Origin of the sequence: Parasphingorhabdus sp. DH2-15, from assembly GCF_051668705.1 — a bacterium.
Lineage (GTDB): Bacteria > Pseudomonadota > Alphaproteobacteria > Sphingomonadales > Sphingomonadaceae > Alterisphingorhabdus.
This window is the reverse complement of the sequence record NZ_CP196351.1, coordinates 1,910,624-1,934,718: the sequence shown is the minus strand read 5'-3', so window position 1 is coordinate 1,934,718 and position 24,095 is coordinate 1,910,624. Positions and strand designations below refer to the sequence as shown.

General features: G+C 51.0%; 20 protein-coding genes. 15 read left to right on the top strand and 5 right to left on the bottom strand.

Annotated features, from left to right (window positions below; all coding sequences use genetic code 11):
* Positions 1 to 23: 23 nt before the first annotated feature.
* On the bottom strand, positions 24 to 2,489 hold the full coding sequence (gene gyrB / locus ACR9YC_RS09060; RefSeq protein WP_438731734.1) for a DNA topoisomerase (ATP-hydrolyzing) subunit B: 2,466 nt from the start codon (positions 2,487 to 2,489) through the stop codon (positions 24 to 26).
* 379 nt (positions 2,490 to 2,868) lie between these two features.
* Here gyrB and ACR9YC_RS09055 point away from each other — a divergent pair, with 379 nt between their 5' ends.
* Positions 2,869 to 3,549, top strand: coding sequence for a hypothetical protein (locus ACR9YC_RS09055; protein WP_438726583.1), 681 nt, complete (start codon positions 2,869 to 2,871; stop codon positions 3,547 to 3,549).
* Positions 3,550 to 3,657: 108 nt separating this feature from the next.
* Complete coding sequence (locus ACR9YC_RS09050; protein ID WP_438726580.1) at positions 3,658 to 4,332, top strand: hypothetical protein; 675 nt, start codon at positions 3,658 to 3,660, stop codon at positions 4,330 to 4,332.
* A 31-nt stretch (positions 4,333 to 4,363) separates the two neighbouring features.
* Here ACR9YC_RS09050 and ACR9YC_RS09045 read toward each other — a convergent pair whose 3' ends face one another.
* Positions 4,364 to 5,623 (bottom strand): NupC/NupG family nucleoside CNT transporter, encoded by a 1,260-nt coding sequence (locus ACR9YC_RS09045; RefSeq protein WP_438726578.1) that lies wholly within the window; start codon positions 5,621 to 5,623, stop codon positions 4,364 to 4,366.
* Positions 5,624 to 5,633: 10 nt separating this feature from the next.
* On the bottom strand, positions 5,634 to 6,659 hold the full coding sequence (locus tag ACR9YC_RS09040) for an SPASM domain-containing protein (RefSeq protein WP_438726575.1): 1,026 nt from the start codon (positions 6,657 to 6,659) through the stop codon (positions 5,634 to 5,636).
* Positions 6,660 to 6,810: 151 nt separating this feature from the next.
* Here ACR9YC_RS09040 and ACR9YC_RS09035 point away from each other — a divergent pair, with 151 nt between their 5' ends.
* A complete protein-coding gene (locus tag ACR9YC_RS09035) occupies positions 6,811 to 8,370 on the top strand; it encodes a class I adenylate-forming enzyme family protein (protein WP_438726572.1) in 1,560 nt (519 codons plus the stop codon).
* 75 nt (positions 8,371 to 8,445) lie between these two features.
* On the opposite strand, the gene ACR9YC_RS09030 is transcribed toward ACR9YC_RS09035, so the two are convergent.
* Entirely contained in the window at positions 8,446 to 8,964 is a 519-nt protein-coding gene (locus ACR9YC_RS09030) for a PEP-CTERM sorting domain-containing protein (protein WP_438726570.1), read from the bottom strand.
* A gap of 345 nt (positions 8,965 to 9,309) precedes the next feature.
* Here ACR9YC_RS09030 and ACR9YC_RS09025 point away from each other — a divergent pair, with 345 nt between their 5' ends.
* From ACR9YC_RS09025 to ACR9YC_RS08975, 11 genes are all read left to right on the top strand, one after another.
* A complete protein-coding gene (locus ACR9YC_RS09025) occupies positions 9,310 to 10,908 on the top strand; it encodes a tetratricopeptide repeat protein (RefSeq protein WP_438726567.1) in 1,599 nt (532 codons plus the stop codon).
* Between the two features lie 209 nt (positions 10,909 to 11,117).
* Complete coding sequence (locus ACR9YC_RS09020) at positions 11,118 to 11,813, top strand: PEP-CTERM sorting domain-containing protein (RefSeq protein ID WP_438726565.1); 696 nt, start codon at positions 11,118 to 11,120, stop codon at positions 11,811 to 11,813.
* Between the two features lie 134 nt (positions 11,814 to 11,947).
* Positions 11,948 to 13,594, top strand: coding sequence for a tetratricopeptide repeat protein (locus ACR9YC_RS09015; RefSeq protein WP_438726562.1), 1,647 nt, complete (start codon positions 11,948 to 11,950; stop codon positions 13,592 to 13,594).
* 136 nt (positions 13,595 to 13,730) lie between these two features.
* Positions 13,731 to 15,290 (top strand): glutamine-hydrolyzing GMP synthase, encoded by a 1,560-nt coding sequence (gene guaA / locus ACR9YC_RS09010; RefSeq protein ID WP_438731731.1) that lies wholly within the window; start codon positions 13,731 to 13,733, stop codon positions 15,288 to 15,290.
* A gap of 66 nt (positions 15,291 to 15,356) precedes the next feature.
* Entirely contained in the window at positions 15,357 to 15,974 is a 618-nt protein-coding gene (locus tag ACR9YC_RS09005; protein WP_438726559.1) for a YceI family protein, read from the top strand.
* Positions 15,975 to 16,009: 35 nt separating this feature from the next.
* On the top strand, positions 16,010 to 16,705 hold the full coding sequence (locus ACR9YC_RS09000; protein ID WP_438726557.1) for an endonuclease III domain-containing protein: 696 nt from the start codon (positions 16,010 to 16,012) through the stop codon (positions 16,703 to 16,705).
* 67 nt (positions 16,706 to 16,772) lie between these two features.
* Complete coding sequence (purT, locus tag ACR9YC_RS08995; RefSeq protein ID WP_438726555.1) at positions 16,773 to 17,984, top strand: formate-dependent phosphoribosylglycinamide formyltransferase; 1,212 nt, start codon at positions 16,773 to 16,775, stop codon at positions 17,982 to 17,984.
* A gap of 93 nt (positions 17,985 to 18,077) precedes the next feature.
* Positions 18,078 to 18,428, top strand: coding sequence for an ArsC family reductase (locus ACR9YC_RS08990; RefSeq protein WP_438726552.1), 351 nt, complete (start codon positions 18,078 to 18,080; stop codon positions 18,426 to 18,428).
* Positions 18,429 to 18,474: 46 nt separating this feature from the next.
* Positions 18,475 to 19,122, top strand: coding sequence for a TIGR02466 family protein (locus ACR9YC_RS08985; protein ID WP_438726550.1), 648 nt, complete (start codon positions 18,475 to 18,477; stop codon positions 19,120 to 19,122).
* A 92-nt stretch (positions 19,123 to 19,214) separates the two neighbouring features.
* Positions 19,215 to 20,699, top strand: coding sequence for a sodium-dependent transporter (locus ACR9YC_RS08980; protein ID WP_438726548.1), 1,485 nt, complete (start codon positions 19,215 to 19,217; stop codon positions 20,697 to 20,699).
* Between the two features lie 82 nt (positions 20,700 to 20,781).
* On the top strand, positions 20,782 to 21,798 hold the full coding sequence (locus ACR9YC_RS08975; RefSeq protein WP_438726546.1) for a glycerophosphodiester phosphodiesterase: 1,017 nt from the start codon (positions 20,782 to 20,784) through the stop codon (positions 21,796 to 21,798).
* 9 nt (positions 21,799 to 21,807) lie between these two features.
* On the opposite strand, the gene ACR9YC_RS08970 is transcribed toward ACR9YC_RS08975, so the two are convergent.
* Positions 21,808 to 23,070 carry an MFS transporter gene (locus tag ACR9YC_RS08970; protein WP_438726544.1) on the bottom strand — a complete coding sequence of 421 codons (1,263 nt, stop codon included), beginning with the start codon at positions 23,068 to 23,070 and terminating at the stop codon, positions 21,808 to 21,810.
* A gap of 144 nt (positions 23,071 to 23,214) precedes the next feature.
* Between ACR9YC_RS08970 and panB the strand changes: the two genes are divergently transcribed.
* Positions 23,215 to 24,087: a 3-methyl-2-oxobutanoate hydroxymethyltransferase gene (gene panB / locus ACR9YC_RS08965; protein ID WP_438726541.1), complete on the top strand. Its 873-nt coding sequence runs from the start codon at positions 23,215 to 23,217 to the stop codon at positions 24,085 to 24,087.
* Positions 24,088 to 24,095: the final 8 nt, after the last annotated feature.

Genomic DNA, 24,095 nt, shown 5'->3' with positions numbered 1-24,095 from the left:
GTGTTTTGGATAAAATATAGTTTCTAAACATCCAAATTCGCGACATTCAGCGCATTGTCTTGAATAAACTCGCGGCGGGGTTCGACGACATCGCCCATTAGGCGGGTGAAGATTTCGTCGGTCACATCGGCATCTTCCACACGCACTTGCAGGAGTGAACGATTTTCCGGGTCCAGCGTGGTTTCCCATAGCTGTTCGGCGTTCATCTCACCCAAGCCTTTATAGCGCTGCACGGCAAGGCCCTTGCGCCCTGCGGCCAGAACGGCCTCTAACAGGTCACTTGGCCTCGCAATCGCGGTGCCCGATGCCGCCAAATTGGGGTTGTCGCTATCATCATCACTTGCGCCCGATGCGCTGCTGGTTTTGACCAAGGTGCTGCCATCTTCGTAAATATCGGCGCGTTCACTGGCCAGCTTGTGCAATTTGCGTGCTTCGGCGCTGGTCAGGAATTTGGCATCAATAACATGATGGTCATCCACGCCGCGCCATGCACGGGTGAACAGATAGCCGCCCTCTTCCGACATGGTGCCACTCCAACGGCTATCCTCATCGCCAGCTTGCAGCCATTTGGCCGTGGCTTCAACAGCGGCCACGCGTCCGGCCTGATCCAGATCAGGGGCCAGCGCACCTTTCAGCGCCATGCCCTCAACAATATCCGCATTATAACGGCGAGGGGCATAGGCCATAAGCGCCTTCATCCGCCGCGCATGTTCGACCAGATCGGCCAGATCATTAGAGCCAATCTGTCCGCCACCTGTGGTATTTAGCAGCTTGTCTTGAAGCCCGGCATCAATCAGATAGGCATCCAGCGCGGGATCGTCTTTCAAATAGACTTCGGATTTGCCCTTGCTGACCTTATACAAAGGTGGCTGAGCGATATAGAGGTGACCATTGCGGATAATCTCGCCCATTTGCCGGTGGAAAAAAGTCAGCAGCAAGGTGCGGATATGTGCGCCGTCAACATCAGCATCGGTCATGATAACAATCTTGTGATAGCGCAGCTTCTCAATATTGAAATCGTCTCTTATGCCGGTGCCCATGGCCTGAATAAGCGTGCCCACCTCTTTGGAGGAGATGATGCGGTCAAACCGCGCGCGCTCAACATTTAATATCTTACCTTTTAGCGGCAAAATGGCCTGATACTGGCTGTCACGCCCCTGTTTGGCGGAACCGCCAGCGGAGTCACCCTCGACCAGGAACAGTTCTGATTTGGCCGGATCACGCTCACGGCAATCAGAGAGTTTGCCGGGCAGTGACGCAATATCCATCGCGCCTTTGCGGCGGGTCAGTTCGCGCGCCTTTTTCGCGGCTTCGCGTGCGGCTGCGGCTTCAATAATCTTTTGCACAATAGCTGCGGCGCTTTGCGGGTTTTCTTCCAGCCACTCGACCATTTTATCGGCCATCAGGCTTTCCAATGGTTGCCGCACTTCGGAAGAGACCAGCTTATCCTTGGTCTGAGATGAGAATTTGGGATCAGGCAGCTTGACCGAGACAATAGCGGTCAGCCCTTCGCGCATATCATCGCCGGTCAGCTTGACCTTTTCCTTCTTCATCAGGCCGGTGCGCTCTGCATAGCCATTGATGGTACGGGTCAATGCCGCGCGGAATGCCGCCAAATGGGTGCCGCCATCGCGCTGCGGAATATTGTTGGTGAAGCACAGCACATTTTCATAATAGCTGTCATTCCACTCCAGCGCGACATCAATGGTAACATCATCGCGCGTGCCGGAAATGGCGATTGGTTCTGGCACCAGAGCAACCTTGTTGCGGTCCAAAAAGCTGACAAAGGCGCCAATGCCACCCTCATAATAAAGGTCATGTTCTTTATGCTCTTCGGAGCGCTCATCGCGCAGGATGATGCGCACGCCAGAGTTCAAAAAGGCCAGTTCGCGATAGCGATGCTCCAGCTTGTCAAAATCAAATTCGGTGATCTTGAACGTTGCAGGCGAGGGTAGGAAGGTCACTTTTGTGCCCTTTTTATCGCCAGCCTTGCCAATGACTTTAAGCGGAGCTTCTGCATCGCCAAAGCGGAAGCGCATATAATGCTCTTCGCCATCGCGCCAGACATTCAGGTCCAGCCATTCGGACAGCGCATTGACCACTGATACGCCTACGCCGTGCAGACCGCCCGATACTTTATAGGCATTGTCGTCAGAAGTGTTTTCAAACTTACCGCCCGCGTGCAGCTGGGTCATAATGACCTCTGCAGCGGAAACACCCTCTTCTTTATGCATGCCAACGGGAATACCGCGGCCATTATCTTCGACAGAGACGCTACCATCAGCGTTCAGCGTGATAATCACATGGTCGCAATGCCCCGCCAATGCCTCATCAATCGCATTGTCGGATACTTCAAACACCATGTGGTGCAGGCCAGAGCCATCATCCGTATCGCCAATATACATGCCCGGACGCTTACGCACAGCATCCAACCCTTTGAGAACCTTGATTGAATCCGCACCATATTCATTGGTGTTAGGATTATCCATACTGTCCGGCGCAGAGGTCGGGGCATCAGGATTGTCAGGTGTGTCGGCAGTGGTGTTTTCAGGTGTTTCTATCATCTGATCTTCATAGCCTGTTTGTGACTAACTCCCAACAAAAAGCAGTGTTTTTCCACATCAACAGAGCGATATGATTTTGATTGTGCATTTTTGTTGTGATGGGAGCGACTTTGACCTGAAAAAGGTTATGAAATATCGGCAGATAATCACTTTATCTGCCCTATAATTTTGGATTTTTCACCGCAATATTGGCGGCGCTTCGGTCGCCAATTTTTGATCCGGTGCAAAGCATGAAATGGGGCAAGATGGTTGACTTGATTTTGGCCCTAGGCTTAATTGATGCGGGGTTTGAGGAGAATATTTCATGCTATTTCGTTTGTTTAAGTTACCGCCATTGGTGTATTTTATTGTGTCACCTTTGTTGCTGGCTGCCGGTATTTTTGTGGCATATGCTAGCTATACAACCGATATGGAACGTAAGGCCGCACTGTCGCATGCTGCGCCAGAAGAAGTCGGCATTGAAGCTATCGCGAGCGGCGAAACCAGCAATGATTATGACGAGGTAGTTGTCCGGGCGCAGGGCAATGTCGATTTTATGGTTGAAACGGTAAGAACAAAGCGCGGACGGGAACGCAGTCGCAAACTGTTCATGCCGCTTTATCCCGTTGATGCGACGGATTTCTCGGCTCCGGCAAAAGCAGTTATGGAGATTGATGGAATTGTCAGTGATGAGCAATTGTTGCAGCTTGTTGCGGACGAGGGGCAAGCTGGCATGGTTTTTGTGCTGAACGGTAGGTTAGAAGCAGGCGGAAATAGTGATGCATCACAAGCTATGGCTGGCAAGGCCGCCCTTGAACCGGCTTTTGTAACAGTCAACGTGTTCCCGAACGGGCGTGAAGCTGCGCTGCGGTCATCTGATAGTCATATGTTTGTGCTGATATTGGGGCTTGTTCTTGCCATGCTTGTTGCTGGCTATGGCTGGCTGCGCAAACGTAAGCTGGATAAAGACCAATTGGCCTATGAACAGCAATATGAAGAAACATAAAATATTGCGCGATATACAAATAGGGCGTCTCGATATGGGCAGCACCCTGAATCTGAAGATGTAATGCAAGGCTATGGAGCCCGTGTTACGAGGGAGTGAACAGGCATTATGCGTTGGACGACCATTTTCTTGCTTGCTGTGATTGCCTTTTTGGCAATTGCTTATTGGAATACCAGTCAGAGCCTAGAGCAGAGCGAGGCGCAGAACTTAGCGTTAGAGGCTGAACGAGCGCAACAAGAGGCAGGTGCTCAAGACAGACAAGAGCGAGCATCATCACGTGCGAATAACGATAGTGAGCGTATTTCTGCGCCCAACTCTGATGCGCAAAATATTGATGATGTGCCGGCCTATGATGAGAGCAGAAATGCGGCTGTGGTGGCACGGCAACAGGCGCAATTGCGCGCTGTGCATGACTATAATGCATCCCAGTCAAAAATTTGTGAGCCGGGTTCCAAAAGCTATAAACATATCTCTGACAGCATAGTGCGCTGCGGATGTGAATATACATCCTATCAACACAGCCGCGATGGCACGACTGTTTGTACTGGTGGGCGATATAAGAGCTATCAACATAGCCGCGACGGCAGTGATGTGGCTTGTGGTTGGCAATATGGCAGTTACCAACATAGCCGTGACGGACACAGGATTTGCGCAGGCGGAAAATATGGCAGCTATCAACATAGCCGTGATGGTACGCGGGTAGCGTGTGGCGGGCAGTATAAGGGTTCGCAAAAAAGCCGCGATGGATCAATGACGTGTTTTGGTGGCCGCTACCGTCGTTAAACCAGTCAAGGCCTCTTATTGCCTATCTAAATTATGCAATGGTGAGGGCAACAATGGCCGCAGTTGCTCCGCTGGCCAGATTGCCAGCTAGCCATGCCCGCCAGCCGAGAGAGACAATATCTGCCCGCCTTGCTGGTGCCAGTGATGAGAATGTTGCCAATTGCAGGCCTATGCTGGCCAAATTTGCAAAGCCGCACATAGCATAGGTCATAATAATCATGGAACGCGGGCTTAAGGCATCAGGGGCCAGCTGTGCCATTTGCTGATAGGCGATGAATTCATTCAAAATCGCCTTGCTGCCCATCAACTGGCCAGCGACCAAAGCATCCTGCCAAGGAACGCCAAAAAGCCAGACAATCGGCGCGAATATCCAACCAAAAATGCGACTGACACTCAGGGCCTGGCTATCAACATAGGGCAATTGGGCCAGTATAGCATCCGCTATAAAGATTAGAGCGAATACGACGATCAACATGGCCATCACGCTTAAGAACACTTTCAAACCATCTTCAACGCCTTGAACAACGGCATCGAGGCTTGATTCATAGCGGATGGATTGCGCGGCTTCTGTCTCTATTTCGGGTTGGCTCTGTGTCGCATCAGGGGGAACCATGATCCGCGCAAATAACAAGGCTGCGGGTAGGGAGATCAGTGAGGCTGTTATGATATGGCCAGCGGCCTGTGGAACCAGATCATCAATCACACTGGCGTAAAGCACCAGAACTGCGCCGGAAACCGTTGCCATTCCGGCTGTCATAACCATGAAAAGGTCAGAGCGCGGCATGGAGGCGATATATGCACGGATCACCAACGGGCTTTCCACGACACCCAAAAAGAAGTTGGCCGCTGTGCCAAGCCCGACTGTGCCGCTAACGCCAAGTGACCGGCGCAAAGCCCAACCCATGGCCTGAATGATGATCGGCAATATGCGCCAATGCCACAATAGGGCAGAGAGCGCTGCTGTGACCAGGATGATGGGCAAAATCTCAAACGCTATGATGAGTGTATTGGCATTGGTCTTGGTTTCAAATGGTAAAGGCGCGCCGCCCAGATAGCCGAACATATAGGATGACCCGGCTTTGCTCGCCTGTTCCAGTGTTGTGACCACCGAGCCAGCGCCGGCAAGAAACAGACGGGCAGGCTCAAAGCGGAGCAGAACGAGCGCAAGGACAAGATGGAGCGCAATCGCACCAGCCACCCAGCGCCATGGCAGGTTTTGGCGTTTCTCCGCGAACACCCATGCAATGGCAACCAAAACACAGATACCCAAAAGCGGCTGTAATAGGGTCATTCGCCCTTACTCACTGCGCTGTAGCCAACCTGTCCTGCTGTGCTTTTTCCAAAATAGGGCTCATCACATTTGTGAAAAAATGATCGCAGCCAATGCACATATTTTCACAGGTCTTGCCATTGGGCATTTGCGCCGAGCTATTGGCAATGAATGCGTCGCGGCTCATGCCATGGCTTTCGCCCATAGCGGACGGATCACCGCGATTTATCGCCTGCAAAGCCGGTAAGTCCTTTAGTGTATCGAGCATATCAACCAGTTTTTCCTGCGTCAGATCGCCCAATGGTGCTGCCGTTTTCAAACAGCATGGATAGACTTTGCCATCTGGTTCAATGGACACTTCTGAACCGCTTTCACCATGGTTCAGGAAATTCAATCCTCCCGACCATGCATTGCAGAAATTATCATCCATATCCGCTTTGGTCAGGCCATTTTCCCATGCCCGTCCGCGCGGCCATAATTTGCCAATCCATGCATCATCGGTTGCGCCGATAAGATTATACCAGGCCCTTGGTTTACCGCCGCTTAGCCGCACAGGCTCGCCTTCCGGCATCTCGGCCATACCGCGCTCGGTAAACATAGCGCGGAGTTTTTCGATTAACGGGATGCGCTTTTCGCCTTCATGGCCGACATGATAGTCATCCATACCAGCGGCTGAAATCAGCCAGGCGCCGCGCTCCAGCAATTCGTCGAGTATCTTGTCGGTCACCAGATCGCCGGTTGTCTGGACAATGATATGCGCGCGCTCACCATATTTGGCCTGTAGCCGTTCCATGATGGGGTATAATACACGCTCACGAACAGGATCGACCAGCACTTCGCCGCCAGCAAGGATGATACGGCCTTTGCCCATTTCACCATCCGCTTTGCGAAATTCCAACTTATCCGGCAGATTGTCGATGATCGCCTCAAAGGCCGTTTCTGCCTCCAGCACCTTATTCTCTAACGCATCGCGAACATAGGGGCGAAAGCGTGTGTCATAGCAATGCTTACACCGGCGATGGCATGCATGGTTAATCACCCAATAAATTGATTCCACTTATATTTCTCCGAAAGCTGGTGCGTGATGGCTTGCTAAACATGGGCGCATAAGGAATATTGCTATTCCTCGCTGAAAACATGATCGAACAATGATGATTGTTTTCCTTCCAAGCAAGAGCAAAACGCTGCTTCGCTAAGATAAAGGCCAAATGATGACGCCTGCTGACTATCTCGACAAACCATTCGGTCATTTGCATGATCTGGTTACCATGCACGCAAAAGACCGGCCCGAACGCATGGCTTTTGATGATGGCGAAGAGCGGCTTAACTGGGGTGAGGCGGAGCATTTAATTTACCGTATCGCCGCCCAGATGCAGGCCGATGGTCTTAAAAAAGGGCAGGCTGTATCTATTCTTGGTACAACGACGGCACGCTATGCTCTGGTATATATTGCAGCAATTGTGGCAGGTGGCTGCGCGGCTCCGCTGACGACCTCTGCAACGCCCAAACAGCTGGCCGCGATGATGGCCGATAGCGGTGCTGACCTTTTGTTCATCGATACTATCAAGCGGGCCGAATTGCTTGAAAGCGGCGTAACCTTGCCGCGGCTCAACCATGTCATGATGGACCAGGCAATGGATGATTGCCCTGCCTTATATGATTGGATGGCAGGAGACACAGACAATTATATTACCCCGGATATTGGCCCGGATGACCCTTATAATATCATCTATTCCAGCGGTACGACAGGCACGCCCAAAGGTATCGTCCATTCGCGTCTTATGCGCTGGCGACAGGCGCAGACCGGCGGGGGTTATGGTGAAGAAGGGCAAGTTACCTTGCTGTCGACACCGCTTTACTCAAACACCACTTTGGGGCTGTTCACCCCCACTATTGCTTTTGGTGGCAGCACGATATTGATGCGTAAATTTGATGTCGCGCGCTGGTGCGCACTATGTGAACAGCACCGTGCAACGCACACTATGCTGGTGCCAGTTCAATATCAGCGGCTTATGGATTTTGATTGTTTTGATGATTTCAACACATCGTCATTAATGCTGAAATATTGCACCAGCGCGCCTTTTACGGCCGAGTTAAAGACAGAAGTGTTAAAGCGTATGTCTGGCGGATTGGTGGAAATCTATTCGATGACTGAGGGCGGGGTTGTGTGCGTATTATTGGCGCATGACCATCCCGATAAATTGCACAGCGTAGGACAACCATGGGGAGGTAGTGAGGTTATTACTATCAATGACGCTGGCGAACGATTGCCTGCCGGCGAAATGGGTGAGCTTGTCGGGCGTTCCCCGACAATGATGTCTGGATACCAAAATCAGCCTGAGAAAACGCAGGAGGCGAGCTGGTATGATGAAGATGGCAATCGCTGGCAGCGTATGGGGGATATTGGTCAGGTTGATGCTGACAATTTTGTGACTCTGATGGGCCGGTCAAAAGATATGATTATTTCGGGCGGCTTTAATATCTATCCGCGCGACCTTGAAGAGGCGCTCATGGCGCATGAAGATGTTGTCGATGCTGCTGTTATCGGCGTGGAGTCGCGCGATTGGGGAGAGACGCCGATAGGCTTTGTGGTCAGCAAAGACGGCAATACGCTTAATTGCGACGAAATTCTATCTGCAACCAATGCCGAACTGGGCAAAACGCAGCGCCTTTCTGCCCTCCACCAACTAAAGGAATTGCCGCGTAGTCACATTGGCAAGGTTTTGAAGACGCAATTGCGACAGGAATATGCAGCGCAGAACAGCTAAAACAAAAAGGGGCGCCCGTTAGGACACCCCATGATTTTGCGATTCCCAGATATGATAATCTGGTAAGTCGATAATTTAAGCCGCAGCTTTGCGTGCCTTAAATTTACGGCGACCATGAGCAAAGCCAAGACCGGCAAGACCCAGACCGAACAGGCCAAGCATACCTGGCGCAGGAACTGGTGTAGATGGTGACTGAGAAAAACCACCGATGAAAGAGATATAATCGCCACCAATTACAGGGTTGCCCCAGCTGGTCCAGAGATTTGTACGTGTTGGGTCACCGCGCTGACCAAAAATCAGAAATTGCTGACGGTTAGCGTTAGGGGCTGCTGATATAGAGCCAAATTGGCGGGTGCCGCTGACACTATCCAGAGCAAAACGGCCAGTGGGTGCTGCGCCGCCGGTAAAGCCAGAAAAATCGCCCGTAAAGGTTGCGTTGATGTTGCGGCCAACCAATGAGCCACGGTTATTATGCGTATCAACGGTCAAAATATCGCCATTGGTTTGCGTGTAGGTAAACAAATCGGCAGATGCTGGCGTAGCGATGGCTACGGTAGATGCAGCGGCTGCGAGTGTGATTGCAATTTTTTTCATAAGAGTCTCGTCCCTGTTTCTTCTATTCCGAATGATAAACATGTTACTGTAAGCAGTACGTCAATCATTGCTGTGAGAAAGTAAGCAAACCTCATGCCAGTTTGAAATTTCTGTTATAATTTAGTGGTTTAAAAATTAACCAAAAAAATTAGCCATGTCGAATTGTATAAAATTCCGACATTTTTCATGGCCTTGCGACTGTGGGAAATGTCGCTATAATTTTTATAATAATCGGTTTCTTTTCATCAATGCGCGCATTGACCTTATTTTACGTGAAACCTTACCAAAATTTATATGCTATAAAGCATTTGGCGCTAAGAGGTGTATATGAGATATTTGATAAATATGAAAAAGCCTAAATTGTTATTGCTATCTGCCGCAATGGCTATGGCTCTGTCGGCCTGTGACACCGCAGCAAGTGACCCGATGCAGGCCGCAGAACAGGCTTTTGAAGAAAATCGGTTTCGGGATGCTCGTATTCATTTGTTGGAATCTCTTAAGCAATCGCCCAATGCGCCTGAAGCCAATCTATTATATGCTGAAATATTGATAAATTTGGGTGATTATCTTGGTGCGCAAACAGCGCTCGCCAAAATCCCTGAAACATCGAATGCATTTTTGCAGTCACAGATTTTAAGAAGCAAAGCACTAACACTTGATGGCAAATCTGAAGAAGCCCTGACCTTTATTGCTGGCATTGACGTTGAAGGTCTTAGTGCTGAACAAAAATCCCTTCTTTCTTGGTCAAAAAGTTTCTCTTTGCTTAATCTGGCGCGTGTCGAGGAAGCTATAGCCACATGGGATGCCGCCTTGGCTCTGGACCCCAAAAATATTGATCTTTTGACACTAAAGGCCAGATATTATTTTGAAAGCAGTGACCTTGAACAGGCCAAATCTGTTTTGGGCAAAGCTCTTGAGAGTGACCCCAAATCCTATGAGGCTTTGCAACTTTCTGGCAGGATCGCGATGTTGGATAATGATCTTGCCGCTGCAAAAACAACATTTGAAACGATTAGAGAAAATTATCCTGACGCTATACCACCAATATTTGCTTTAGCGTCTATTGCCTATGATGAAGGTGATTATGAGCAGAGCCGTAAATATATAGATCAGCTATTGGCGATTGGCCCAGATGATGGAAGAGCAATCCTGCTGCTGGCCAGGCTGGAGTTTGCTGAAGGCAACATAGATAAGACGCTTGGGCTGTTACAAAAAGTGGATAGTTTTTCTGCTGAACTTCCCTTGGCGCTTTTGTTAAAGGGCAAAACGGCGTTGGCCAGGAATAATTATGAACTTGCCGAGGAAAGCCTTACAAAATTTTTGGCTTCAGAACCGAATGATGAAGAGGGTTTGATCGCCTTAGCGAAGACTTTTGAAGCAACGAATCGTCAGGCAGAAGCTATGCGTTTGTTGGAACCGGTTATTCGCAACGCGCAAGCTTCTGAAGAAGCCTTGACCTATGTAGCCAAACTGAGTGCCAAAACTGGCGATCAACGTTCTGCCAGTCTGGCCAACCGTGCAAAAATTGCCGGTAAGGGTGATATCAGTGCAGAAATGATAAAAGCAGAAGAAGCCATTAAACGCGGCGAATGGGCGGCGGCTGGGACGGTTTATGCTAATTTGCGTGCAAATGGGCATGGCACCAACCCACTTGTTCTTAACAACAGCGCGATGGTCGCATTGCAGGGCGGGGACGTTGCCAATGCCGAGGCTTTTGCCAGACAGGCACTTGCTGTTGCCCCGCAAGACCCAATGATTTTGGATACTTTGGGGTGGATATTGCTGTCTAAAGGTACCGCTAATCAGGAAGCCTTTCAGCTTATCCAATCGGCTGCAAAGTTATTGCCTAATCATCGCGGGATCAAATCGCATCTTGCTCGAGCTTACCGGGTTAATGGTGATGTTCGTGCAGCAGAACGATTAGAGGCTGAACTGAGAGGCTGATAACTCAGGAATGGAAGATGTTTTTGGGTATTCTCGCTAAGTATATGCCCAAATATCGTCGGAAAATTTTACAGTAAACAAATAGCTCGAAGCAGCGTTAACCAATCAAACATTGGTTTCCTCTATAATTTATAACTTTGGCACGGTTTCTGCCTGAACGTTTCTATATCGAAACAAAATGCCAAGTTAGAATTTAAGGATTAACCCCGATGTTAAAAACACTTGCCAAAATCGTCCTTGCAGCCGCCGCAACTATGGTTGTGCCGCAAATGGCGTCGGCTGATATTATTGAATTTGATGTAACAAGCTATAATCAAGGCAGCAGCTGTGCGCATGGCCTTTATGTTGGTTCTATCAGAAACAATTGTCAGCGCCGTTTTGATCTGCAGGATGGCAGCTTGTTTGCAATTGATACCGCGCAGCAAACGGCAACATTCACAGGCAGCGCCATTAACAGCAAGGGTACGGTCGCCAATATCGACCTGAATTTCACAGACTTTCTGGAAACAACTTCAGGCTCTGGCCTGGCATTTAAAAACGGTTCGGGTGTAGGTTATAATCCGGTTACGGATACGCCGGATATCGACTTCTTTTCCGGTGGTTTCGGCACCATTGATATTGGCGGAACTGTTTTCACCCTTAATCAAGCTGACCCGTTCCGTGGCAACACTTTGTTCCAGTTCGGCACTGGCGCCAATGACAAGACTTTGGATTTTGGCGGCTCTGCATGGCTCAATTTGTTGGACCCATATGGCCGTTCATTGGGCTATGTTGATATCAACTTTAATCTGGCGCGTCGCCCTGGCACACCAGTACCTGCTCCTGCAGGATTAGGGTTGATGGCTCTTGGTCTTGCAGCCTTAGGACTTGGGCTGCGGCGTCGTAAGCAAGCCAGTATTGGTTAATACCATCTCAGATATCGATCACTCGAATGTGTGATCGCATGCAGAATAAAGGCCAGGCACATATAGCGTGTCTGGCTTTTTGCTTTCTGGGTAAAGTTCAGTTTATATTTAGAAGTATTCCCTAGGTAAGGGCTATGAAAAAAGCGCGATATATCGGACTGGGCGGCGCATTGCCGGCATTGTTATTCCTTATGGGTTGCGGCTCTGTGGGCGGCGATCCTTTAGAAGCCGGGCGACAGGCTTTTGAAAGCAATGCCTATGGAGAGGCACGCATCCATTTGAAAAATGCATTGGAAGCCGATCCGCGTTCGTTTGAGGCCAATCTGCTATTTGCCAAAACTATGTTGGAATTGGGCGACGGACTGACCGCACAAACAGCGCTAGCAAAAGTAGAACCCTCACAATCATTTTCTGCGCATGAGTTGGCAAATTTGAAGGCTAAGGCACTTATTCTTCAGGATAAATCTAGTGAAGCGTTGAGTTTGCTGGAAAATGATATTGATAGCTGGAATGCGGTGTCATTCGCTTCTGCTGTGCGCGCATCTGTAGATATGGGCGATATCGCGAAAGCCCGATCCTATTTGCGTGACGGACTTGAGAGATTTCCTGAAGATGGAGAACTTCATGCACTTGATGCGATCATTTTGCTGGAGCAGGGCCGGATAACGCCAGCCAGAGCTATGGCCGCTAAGGCGATGGAAAAAGATGGCAAAAACCTGTCCGCATTATTGATCGCTGGCCAGATTGAACAGCTATCCGGTAATAAGAAAGCGGCGCAGGAATTCTTTGATAGAGCGCTTGCAGCATATCCGGATTCACGCATTCCATTGCTTAGCCTGGCTGGTGTACGTGCCGATGAAGGTGCATATGATGAGGCGCTTGCCTTGCTGGATCGCGCTGATAGCTTGTATAATCTTCAGGCCATTTCTGCCTATTTGCGTGCGCGCATATTCTTTGAAAAAGGTGATGTGCAATCGGCTTATAATCTGATGCAGGAGGCTGAAGACGGCCTTGCAGATCATCCGCCTTCGCTGCTTCTGGCGGGTGAAGTTGCCATGAAGCGCAAAAACTATAATCAGGCTAGCGAGAAGATGACGCGCTTTCTGGGCTTTATGCCCGGGCATGTGAAAGGCACATTGTTGCTGACCGATGCCCTTGACCAACAGGGTGACAGTGCGGCAGCGGCTAAGGCATTGGACACCATTACCGGACGTGCAGATATTGACCCTGCGGTGCTTAATTATGCAGCGGCGATTTATACCAAAGCAGGGCAAGCAGACAGCGCCGAGATGATGGCAAAGCGCGGTAATGTTCCGCAAAATCAAAAACTTGGTGAACTTGCTGCGGAGGCAGGGAAAATGCTTTCTTCTGGCGAACCTGCAAAGGCTCTATCGCTCTACGACAAAGCTGTCGCAGGCGGACTGGGCAATAATGCGTTGATCCGCAACAATATGGCCTATGCAGCATTGCAGCTCGGGCAAAATGGCAAGGCGTTGGAAAATGCCCGTCTTGCTTATTCTTTGACCCCAGATGATCCGTCTGTGCGCGATACGCTGGGCTGGGTTCTGCTGAAAACTGGCGGCAGCCGGAGTGAAGCGGTGAAACATCTGCAATTTGCTGTTGGACAGCGTCAGACCAATATCGAAATGCGCTGGCATTTGGCGCAGGCGTTAATTGCGTCTGGACGTAAGGCAGCTGCCAAACCGCATATCGATTTTATCATGCCTTTTGCAACGGGCGGCCAGCGTGCGGAATTGGAAAAAATTGCGGCAGCGCTATAGATTATATTCTGGTAAACTGCTGACAGTGCGGAAAATGGCAGAACCAATTGGCTTTTCCGCAATCTATTTGAAAAAACGATAGCAAATCAGGCTGCACTTGCTGGACTTGGTGGCGGGGCCAAACTATTCACTGGCCATGCAGACACAAACCAGCGAATCCATCCTGATCATCGACTTTGGCAGCCAGGTCACTCAGCTTATTGCGCGCCGTGTGCGCGAAGCGGGTGTGTATAGCGAGATAGCCCCTTTCAATAGCGCATCCGAAGCCTTTGTGCGTATGAAACCAAAGGGAGTTATCCTGTCCGGCGGGCCGGCCTCTGTTACAGAGGATGATGCGCCGGATATTCCCGATGAAGTCTTGCAAAGCGGCGTGCCTGTTTTTGGCATTTGCTATGGCCAACAGGCACTCACCAAGAAATTGGGCGGCAATGTTGAGGGCGGAGAGAGCGGCGAATTTGGCCGTGCGTTTTTAGAGGTTTCCGACAATTGCGCGCTGTTTTCAGGTTTATGGAAACCCGGTGAGAAGCATCAGGTCTGGATGAGCCATGGCGACAAGGTCACGGCGCTGGCTCCGGGGTTTTCTGTTGTTGCAACATCGCAGGGCGCGCCTTTTGCGGTGATCGCCAATGAAGAAAAACGCTATTATGGCATGCAGTTCCATCCTGAGGTGGTGCATACACCCGATGGCGGCAAGCTGATTGCCAATTTCGTCCGGCATGTGTGCGGCTGTGCTGGCGACTGGACAATGGCAGAGTTTAAGAAAACCAAGATTGCCGAAATCCGCGAACAGGTTGGCGATGGCAAAGTGATTTGCGGTCTGTCCGGCGGCGTGGATAGCGCGGTGGCCGCTGTATTGATTCATGAAGCGATTGGCGATCAATTGACCTGTGTCTTTGTCGATCATGGCCTGATGCGCATGGGGGAAGCAGATCAGGTCGTCAGCATGTTCCGTGGCAGCTATAATATTCCGCTTGTCCATGTTGAAGCTGAACAACTGTTTCTCGGCGGGCTAAAAGGCGAAACGGACCCAGAGAAAAAGCGCAAATTTATCGGCAAGACCTTTATCGACGTGTTTGAAGATGAGGCCAAGAAAATTGGCGGTGCGGCGTTTTTAGCGCAGGGGACATTATACCCTGATGTCATTGAAAGCGTCTCCTTTACCGGCGGGCCAAGTGTCACGATCAAGAGCCACCACAATGTTGGCGGTCTGCCAGAGCGGATGAATATGCAATTGGTGGAGCCATTGCGCGAACTGTTCAAAGATGAAGTGCGTGATCTTGGCCGCGAATTGGGTCTGCCTGATATTTTCGTCGGGCGTCATCCCTTCCCCGGGCCGGGTCTGGCCATTCGTATTCCCGGTGAGGTGAGCAAAGACCGCTGTGATATATTGCGCAAAGCCGATGCCATTTATCTGGAAGAGATCCGTAATGCGGGGCTTTATGACGCTATCTGGCAGGCCTTTGCGGTTCTGTTGCCGGTTAAAACGGTTGGCGTAATGGGTGATGGCCGCACCTATGATAATGTTTGCGGGTTGCGCGCGGTGACAAGCACCGATGGCATGACAGCCGATGTTTACCCATTTGATGCCAGCTTCCTAACCCGCGTCGCCACGCGGATTGTTAATGAGGTTAAGGGCATTAACCGCGTAGTGTATGATTTCACCAGCAAACCTCCCGGCACTATTGAGTGGGAATAAATGCAGGATGGCACTTCCCGGCAATTCATGCATTATAGTCTTAGTAAATGATCGTTTTGGAGATGTATGATGGCGAAGTTCACCAATTTCATAGCGGCGATATTGGCTGTCGCCACAGTCACGGCATGTACGTCGGCAGAGGTGGACGCGCCGCCTGTCACTGAAGGGGCATGGACGGTTGATAGCGAAAACTCAAAACTTAGCTATGTCTCGGTCAAGGCCGGCGATGTTGCCGAAGCCAATGTTTTTGAAAGCGTCGAAGGCATGGTGGCCGCGGATGGCACTGCCCAGATAGATATTGATCTGGCCTCGGTGAACACGGGCGTGGACATTCGCAATGAACGGATGCGCGAGGTGTTTTTCAACGTTGCGGAAAACCCCATAGCGACAGTATCGGCCAAGCTGGACCCTGCTAATTTTGAAAAGCTGAGTGTTGGAGAGAGTGTTGGCTATGCGCTCGATGCAACGCTAACGCTCAAAGGGCTTGAAGCACCCGTGCGCACTGATGTGACCGTGACACGCATTGCCGATGATCGCATTCTGGTCGTCTCTGATGCACCCGCCATTATCAGCGCAGAGTCGTTGGATTTAACAGGCGGTTTGGCCCAATTGCAGGAACTGGCCGGTCTGCCATCAATTACACCTGTTGTGCCTGTGAGCTTTTCCATCGCCTTGTCACGCTAATGGGGCAGGAGTGCTTGACCGCGCGCAGATAATATATGCAGCTCCCTCTTGGTCCTGATCCGCGCACGGAGCAGATTGCGGCTTTGCATGCAGCGTTGATTGCGCATTTTGGCCGTGTCATTCGCCCTGCTGATAAACGCCGTGATCCGGTGTGGACACTGGTTCAGGGCGTTATTGGTGCGCGGACAAAGACCCAATATTCCAATGCGTCGACTGACAATATGCTGGCCCTGCATGGTTCTTGGGAAGCTGTGGCGGCGCTGTCTGAGGATGTGCTGACAGACTTGCTGAAAACCGCGACTTATCCGGCGCTAATGGCCCAGCGGCTAAAGGCATGTTTGCAGGCCATTATTGCCGAACGGGGCAGGGTGACGCTCGACCATTTGCACAATCTGCCGACTGACGAGGCCATGGCATGGCTTGAGACATTGCCCGGAGTGGCCCGTAAGGTCAGTGCGGGGGTTATGAATGCCAGCACGTTTAACCGCTCTGCCTTGGTAATTGATACCAATCATCGCCGGGTCATACAGCGCATGGGGCTGGTTCCGCCAAAGGCCGATACGCTGCGCGCTTATATGGTGCTTATGCCTTTGCTGCCGGATAAATGGTCGCCTGCTGATGTTGACGAACATCATTTGCTGGTCAAGCGCGTAGGGCAGCAATTTTGCCGACCAAAGCAATTGCATTGCAAGGATTGTCCGGCGCGTCATCTTTGCAAAACAGGCAGCTAAGCACTGCGCGGCTTGCAATGCGGCAGGCAATCCGACAGGAGATATCCGCGATGAACAGGAGAATGAGATGACCCCCACAGCCAGAATATTGTTGCTTGGCTCCGGCGAGCTGGGCCGCGAATTTGTGATCTCTGCAAAACGGCTGGGCTGTTATGTTATCGCCTGCGATGCCTATGCAGAGGCCCCTGCCATGCAGGTTGCAGACAGTGCAGAGATTTTCTCTATGCTGGATGGTGAGGCGCTGAAAGCGGTTATCGCAAAACATAAGCCGACACATATTGTGCCCGAGATAGAAGCCATCCGCACCGAAGTGCTGGCCGAGGTAGAGGCGCAGGGCTTTAACGTCATACCGTCGGCCAAAGCGGCGCAGCTTACCATGAATCGCGATGCTATCCGTGACCTTGCCGCGCAAGAGCTTGGGCTGGTGACATCGCAATATGGCTATGCAGAGAGCCGGGCAGAATTGGCCGAGGTGGCGCAGCGTATTGGCGCGCCATTGGTGGTGAAGCCGGTCATGTCATCTTCGGGCAAAGGGCAAAGCACAGTGCGTGACCTGACTGAAATTGACGCGGCCTGGGATTATGCGGCGAGCGGTATGCGCGGGGATAGAGTGCGGGTTATTGCCGAGCAATTTATTGATTTTGATTATGAGATTACATTGCTTACCGTTCGCGCGGCAGATGGTGTGCATTTTTGCCCGCCTATCGGCCATAGGCAAGAGCGCGGTGATTACCGCGAAAGCTGGCAGCCCGCTGCGATGTCGGCCCATGCGCTAAAGCAAGCGCAGGATATGGCCGCAAAGGTGGTGGAAGCGCTGGGCGGTGATGGGCGCGGTTATGGATTATTTGGTGTCGAATTTTTTGTGAAGGGCGATCAGGTTATCTTCTCCGAATTGTCGCCGCGCCCGCATGATACGGGGATGGTGACATTGGTTTCGCAAGAGCTGAATGAATTTGCATTACACGCGCGGGCGATATTGGGTTTGCCCATTCCACACATTGCAGTCAACGGCGCAGCGGCCAGTGCTGTTATCTTGGCTGATCGTGATGCAGAGGCATTTGCGATTCATGGACTAGATCACGCCTTGGCGACCAAGCGGCCTGATGATGCGCATCTGGATGTGCGCATTTTCGGTAAGCCGGCGACACGGCCCTATCGGCGCATGGGTGTGGCTTTGGCGCGGGTTTCTGATGGTGATGTTGATGCGGCGCGCGGCTTGGCCGTTGCGGCGGCTGAACAGATCAACATTGACTATTATGATGACGAAAGCGGCAAATAGCAGCGCAATTGTGGTTGTTGGGAAAGAAACCGCTTTTGATGCGTCTTGTATCTGTTAAAGGGCAGGCAAAGAATTATAACGGGGAATATCAGCATGACACCGACACTTTATGGTATCGCCAATTGCGATACGATCAAAAAGGCGCGCAAATGGCTTGAGCGCAACAACGTCAACTATGTCTTTCACGACTATAAAAAATCAGGCGTTACCAAAGATATGCTGACCGATTGGGCCTTGGAGCTGGGCGATTGGGAAGTTCTTTTGAACCGCCGCGGCACGACATTTAAAAACCTGCCCGATGTGGCCAAGGAAAATGTCACCGAAGAAATTGCTCTGTCATTGATGGTGGAGAATCCGTCCATGATTAAACGGCCTGTTCTGGTATGTGATGGCGGCGTAATGGTCGGCTTTAAAAGCACTGATTATGAGACGATATTGGCATAATTGCTTTTGAGATCAGGCCCTGACCTCTCAATAAGGGGATATTATCATGGCGGACTACAGCGACGTAAAAATCAGTGCCGAGCTAAATGGCCTGTTTGCGACCACGATCGTCTATTCCCGTTTTACCGCTTGCGAAGGCCTGATAGCCGATCTGAAATCAGCGATCCATAAACGCCGTGCAGAGCATTCCGGGCTGGCACGCTCCAATATTGGCGGCTGGCATTCGGATACAAAGATGCGTGAATGGGGCGGGGACGCCGCGCAATTTGTGGCGGATAAAGCCCTTGCTATGGCCAAAAAGGTGACCAGCCTGGACAATGGCGATGCAACAGCACTGGATTGGTCGCTTTATATGTGGGCCAATATATTGCCTAAGGGCGGCCTGAACAAAACGCATCTACATCCTGGGCAATTATGGGCGGCCGTATTTTATGTCGATCCCGGCGATACTGCTGATGATGCCGGCGGTGAATTGATATTGGAAGATCCGCGCTTTCCTATGACGCATATGCGGCTTAATTCCCTGCGTGTAATGGGTGCTGATGGAGTGCCGCAAAACGGTGAGACGCGTCTGCGTCCAAATGTTGGCGATCTGATCCTGTTCCCTGCATGGCTGCGCCACAGTGTAGAGCGGTATAATGGGACAAGGGAGCGGATATCCATAGCCATGAATATTGACGCAAAACCGCAATAGAAATGTTTTTATAACAGATAAGTGTCTCGCGGCTTGGCATTACGGCCATTGTTTGGCTAAGACAGTGCTTCAAAATATGGGAAAGGCATTTCATGGCATTGGCAGGTTCCGACGCGGGCGCAAATCCGGCAGCGAGTACAGAAAAATGGTCGTCGCGTTTCGCGTTCATCATGGCAGCGGTCGGCTCGGCTGTTGGATTGGGCAATCTCGTACGCTTTCCTGCTGAAGCAGGGTCAAATGGCGGCGGCGCCTTTGTCATATTCTATATCTTCTGTGTGGTGTTGATCGGTCTGCCGGTTTTATTGTCCGAAACATTGATCGGCCGCGCTGGACAATCATCGGCGATTGAAAGTGTGAAGTCTGTTGCACGCCGTTCGGGTGCTTCGCCTTTATGGTCTCTGGGTGCAGGCATCGGCATGGTCGGTGCCTTTTTGATATTATGCTATTATAGCGTGCTGGCTGGTTGGATCATCTATTTTGCTGGTCTTTTTGTCTCTGATTTGGGCAGCGCACTGTCAACAGGCGCGATAGCATCCGGCGCTTTTGCTGGGCAAGATCAAGAATCTGTGGCTGGTTTGCTTGGTGAGCTGCACGGCAATTCAACCATGATGATCGCCATGCATGCACTGTTCATGGCGGTAACCATTTTTGTCGTAGCGCGCGGAGTTCATGGCGGTATTGAGAAGGTGGCTATCTGGCTGATGCCGACATTCTTTATATTGTTCCTTGGTATCACAATATACAGCGTTGCAACGGGCGCTTTTGGCCCGACATTGAGTTTCCTTTTTTCCTTTGAACCGGCTCGCTTGCTCGACCCGAATGTTATGCTTTCTGCATTGGGGCAGGCGCTTTTTTCCCTTTCTCTGGGTTCTGCTTTGATGATTACCTATGGCGCTTATGCGTCACGGGATACGAATTTGGCTAAGACATCAGGCGTTATTGCTTCTGCGGATACATCGGTTGCGATCATTGCAGGTCTGGCCATTTTCCCGATTGTTTTTGCGGCTATGGCGCCTGATGTGCTGGCGGCAGTTCTCTCTGGCGAAGAATCCGTTCCTAATGGTCTTGGACTCATGTTCAGCACCCTGCCGGTTGCTTTTCAAACCATGCCCTTTGGCAGCTTGATAGGGCTATTGTTCTTCGTCATGGTGTTTTTCGCAGCATTGACAAGTTCAGTTGCATTGCTGGAAGCATCGGTTAGCTGGGCCGTTCATCGGTTCAAGGCAAGCCGCACCACTATTGCTGTTGTGTTTGGCGGTGTGATCTTTTTGATTGGCACATGGTCGTCTTTCTCCTTCAACAGCCAGGCAGAGCTTTATTTGCTCAATTTTGGTATCTTCGCCGAGCAAAATCCTTTTGGCATTATTGATGTCGTGACGGGCAAGATATTGTTGCCCGTATCGGCATTGTTGGTGGCGATCTTTGTTGGTTGGATTGCTGATAAGCGTTTGATCGATGAAGAAAATGGCATGAGCGGTGCGCCGCATATGATTTGGCGTTTCTTAATTGCGTGGCTCTGCCCGCTGGTCATAGGCGTCATATTGATAACTGGATTATTCCCGCAAATTCTCGGGTAAACCCGCAATGTTTGCGCGCAACATCTTTCTGTCCATATGGATGCTTTCATTAGCTATAATTATGTCTTCGGAGGTGCAGGCCATGCCACAACAAGACGGTGATGGTGCCAATCTAGGCAAAGACGTTCTGATCATCGCGCATCGCGGTGCCAGTGGGGAGCGGCCGGAACATACATTGGCCTCTTATGAGCGAGCCATTGATCAAGGCGCTGATTATGTTGAACCTGATCTGGTCTTTACCAAAGACGGCTTCTTGGTGGCGCGGCACGAAAATGCGATTACTGACACCACAGATGTTGCGGACCATCCGGAATTTGCTGATCGCAAAACCAGCAAAACCATTGATGGTCACGCGCTAACAGGCTGGTTCACAGAAGACTTCACGCTGGCGGAATTGCGGACCCTGCGCGCCCGTGAACGCTTGCCGGAGCTGCGCAGGAGCAGCGCCGACTTTGACGGTCTGTTTCAGATACCGACTTTTGATGAGATTATCGCTCTTGTCCGGGTCAAAGAGAATGAAACCGGGCGCACTATCGGCATCTATCCCGAAACAAAACATCCTAGCTATTTTGAAGCGATAGGCCTTAGTTTTGACGGACCATTGTTAAAAACATTGCACAATGCCGGTTATGTCAGCGCCGATGCCCCGATCTTTATCCAGAGCTTTGAGATTGATAATCTGCGCCGATTGAACAAGCTGACCGATATCAGGCTGATCCAGCTTATTCGTGTTGCGCCAAACCCTGCTGACCACCCCGAACTGGACTATAAAATGATGACCAACGCCAGCGGGCTAAAAGATATTGCGCAATATGCTGATGGTATTGGCGTGCAGAAAACACTGGTACTGCCACGCAGCGGTGATGATCGCTCAACCGCGCCATCGTCATTGGTTGCCGATGCGCATATGGTGGGGCTGGATGTGCATATCTGGACCTTGCGGCGCGAAAATATCTTCCTGCCCGCGGAATATCGCCAAGGCAGTGAACCCCAGACGATTGGCGATTTTTCAGGTGAGATAGCGGCATTTGTTGCCGCCGGTGTCGACGGTATTTTTACCGATAATACTAAGGACGTTGTCAGCGCGCTAAGGGACTGAGATGTCACATCAGGATTTGTCGATAGGGTAAAACCGGCGCACCGTCAGGGCGTAGAGCATAAAGCCCAATCCGCTTAAGATTGCGGCAAGAATGAAAGGTGCTCCCGGGAAGTAGACGCCTTCACCATCGGCAAATGTTTTGAACACTGATGTCATCACGATCGGCCCGAAAATTGATGTCAGGCTGATAATGCTGGCAATCGCACCCTGCAATTCACCTTGCGCGTCTTCATTGATACGTGATGACATCATCTGTTGCATTGCAGGGAAGGCAAAGCCTGTCGCCGCGCCAATAAAGATGCCCAATATCATCACCCAGCTAGCCCCGGCAAATGCAAATGTGAGATAGGCCGGGACGCCGAATAACAGGCTGAGCATAGCTGTTTTGCGGTCACCCATATATTTTATCAACACACCAGTCAGAACGCCTTGGACTGCAGCAAGCAAGACCCCGAACAGCGCTACGCTCCAGCCAATGTCTGACAGGCTCCAGTCAAATTTTTCTATTGTATAATATGACCAAACCGCAATTTGCGATTGTGCGCCCATTTGCAATAAAAAGATTACGCCCAGAAACCCTAAAACCAAAGGGGTTTTCGCCATTTGAAATAGCGAACCTAAAGGATTGGCACGGCTCAGCGTAAATGCCCGCCTTTTCGCTTCTGGCAGCGTTTCTTTCAGCATGAAAAAGCCTATTGAAGCGCCGCCCAATGCCATGACGCAGGCCATGATGAAGGGCAGGCGGATATTGATTTCACCCAAAAGGCCGCCAAGTGCCGGGCCTAATACAAAACCCATCGCGCCTGCTCCGCCCAACATGCCGAAATATCGACCGCGATTTTCTGGCGCTGTAATATCGGCAATACAGCTATTCACTGCTGCCCAGCTTGCGCCCATAATGCCTGAAATTATCCGCGCCAAGAAAAGCCAGATCAAATCTGGCGCCCATGCCATGATTGCATAATCGACGCCCAATAGCGCCAAAGTGATCAGCAACACTGGTCGCCGCCCAAATCTGTCGCTTAAACCACCGATAATCGGGGAAAACAGAAATTGCATAATGGCATATGATGATAACAGCCAACCGCCAATAATCGCCGCGCCCGCAACATTGCGCCCTGTCAATTCCGCGATCAGATCAGGCATTACGGGAATGACAAGGCCAATCCCCATCATGTCGATAAACACAATGAAAGCGATAAGTATAAGCAGGCTTTTGGATGGAGGAGCGGTATCACGACCAGCTTCACCACCAGCAATTGCTGTTGGCATGGGCATATTCCTGTTATGTGGAGGATTTGAATATCGTCGTGAGAACCTTAATTTGGCCAAAATAAACAAAATTGGCAATATCTAATATTGGTCCCTTATCTCTCCGCTCTGGCCAATCACAGTTTGGCGCGATAAAAGAGCGGCATGTCTACTACTTATAAACTCGACACATCCACCAGCCGGGCCAACCCGACACCGCAACCGATGAAAAGGCTTACCGTGCCAGCAATCCAGCGTCGCAAGGTGGAAGGCGTGTGCGCGCAACCTATTGTTATGCTGACAGCATATACAGCGCGTACTGCGCAATTGCTTGATGCCCATTGTGATATGCTGTTGGTCGGGGACTCATTGGGGCAGGTCATTTATGGATTGCCATCCACTGTGCCGGTTACGCTGGACATGATGTGTGCCCATGGCGCGGCTGTCGTGCGCGGCAGCTATCATAGCGTTGTGGTGGTTGATATGCCCTTTGGCAGCTATGAAGCATCCCCTGAACAGGCATTTGCCAGCGCTTCACGGATTATGAAGGAAACCGGAGCCGCTGCGGTCAAACTTGAAGGCGGAGAGGCGATGGCACCCACTATTGCCTTTCTCTCAGCACGCGGCATTCCAGTTGTTGGCCATGTCGGCCTGACGCCGCAAGCTGTGAATGCCTTGGGCGGCTATGCCGCGCGCGGGCGGAGCGATGCCGAAGCGGACAAAATCGTCAATGATGCAAAAGCGCTTGATGAAGCAGGGGCCTTTGCCATTGTTATTGAGGGCGTGGTGGAGCCGATTGCCATAGCCGCCACAAAAGCTGTCACAGCGCCCACCATTGGTATCGGTGCGTCTGCGCAATGTGATGGGCAAGTCCTTGTCACGGAAGATATGCTGGGCATGTTTGAACGCACAGCGCGCTTTGTTAAGCGCTATGAGACATTGGCAGACACGATTGAAAAGGCGGCACAGCAATATGCAGCTGACGTGCGGGATCGTTCCTTCCCAGAGGCCGCGCAAACATATCAACCGAAAAGCTGATGGCAGTT

What these genes read in the sequence shown, in the direction of transcription:
- gyrB (WP_438731734.1), bottom strand. Translation starts at nt 2,489, where the DNA reads ATGGATAATCCTAACACCAATGAATATGGTGCGGATTCAATCAAGGTT.
- ACR9YC_RS09055 (WP_438726583.1), top strand. Translation starts at nt 2,869, where the DNA reads ATGCTATTTCGTTTGTTTAAGTTACCGCCATTGGTGTATTTTATTGTG.
- ACR9YC_RS09050 (WP_438726580.1), top strand. Translation starts at nt 3,658, where the DNA reads ATGCGTTGGACGACCATTTTCTTGCTTGCTGTGATTGCCTTTTTGGCA.
- ACR9YC_RS09045 (WP_438726578.1), bottom strand. Translation starts at nt 5,623, where the DNA reads ATGACCCTATTACAGCCGCTTTTGGGTATCTGTGTTTTGGTTGCCATT.
- ACR9YC_RS09035 (WP_438726572.1), top strand. Translation starts at nt 6,811, where the DNA reads ATGATGACGCCTGCTGACTATCTCGACAAACCATTCGGTCATTTGCAT.
- ACR9YC_RS09030 (WP_438726570.1), bottom strand. Translation starts at nt 8,964, where the DNA reads ATGAAAAAAATTGCAATCACACTCGCAGCCGCTGCATCTACCGTAGCC.
- ACR9YC_RS09025 (WP_438726567.1), top strand. Translation starts at nt 9,310, where the DNA reads ATGAAAAAGCCTAAATTGTTATTGCTATCTGCCGCAATGGCTATGGCT.
- ACR9YC_RS09020 (WP_438726565.1), top strand. Translation starts at nt 11,118, where the DNA reads ATGTTAAAAACACTTGCCAAAATCGTCCTTGCAGCCGCCGCAACTATG.
- ACR9YC_RS09015 (WP_438726562.1), top strand. Translation starts at nt 11,948, where the DNA reads ATGAAAAAAGCGCGATATATCGGACTGGGCGGCGCATTGCCGGCATTG.
- guaA (WP_438731731.1), top strand. Translation starts at nt 13,731, where the DNA reads ATGCAGACACAAACCAGCGAATCCATCCTGATCATCGACTTTGGCAGC.
- ACR9YC_RS09005 (WP_438726559.1), top strand. Translation starts at nt 15,357, where the DNA reads ATGATGGCGAAGTTCACCAATTTCATAGCGGCGATATTGGCTGTCGCC.
- ACR9YC_RS09000 (WP_438726557.1), top strand. Translation starts at nt 16,010, where the DNA reads ATGCAGCTCCCTCTTGGTCCTGATCCGCGCACGGAGCAGATTGCGGCT.
- purT (WP_438726555.1), top strand. Translation starts at nt 16,773, where the DNA reads ATGACCCCCACAGCCAGAATATTGTTGCTTGGCTCCGGCGAGCTGGGC.
- ACR9YC_RS08990 (WP_438726552.1), top strand. Translation starts at nt 18,078, where the DNA reads ATGACACCGACACTTTATGGTATCGCCAATTGCGATACGATCAAAAAG.
- ACR9YC_RS08985 (WP_438726550.1), top strand. Translation starts at nt 18,475, where the DNA reads ATGGCGGACTACAGCGACGTAAAAATCAGTGCCGAGCTAAATGGCCTG.
- ACR9YC_RS08980 (WP_438726548.1), top strand. Translation starts at nt 19,215, where the DNA reads ATGGCATTGGCAGGTTCCGACGCGGGCGCAAATCCGGCAGCGAGTACA.
- ACR9YC_RS08975 (WP_438726546.1), top strand. Translation starts at nt 20,782, where the DNA reads ATGCCACAACAAGACGGTGATGGTGCCAATCTAGGCAAAGACGTTCTG.
- ACR9YC_RS08970 (WP_438726544.1), bottom strand. Translation starts at nt 23,070, where the DNA reads ATGCCAACAGCAATTGCTGGTGGTGAAGCTGGTCGTGATACCGCTCCT.
- panB (WP_438726541.1), top strand. Translation starts at nt 23,215, where the DNA reads ATGTCTACTACTTATAAACTCGACACATCCACCAGCCGGGCCAACCCG.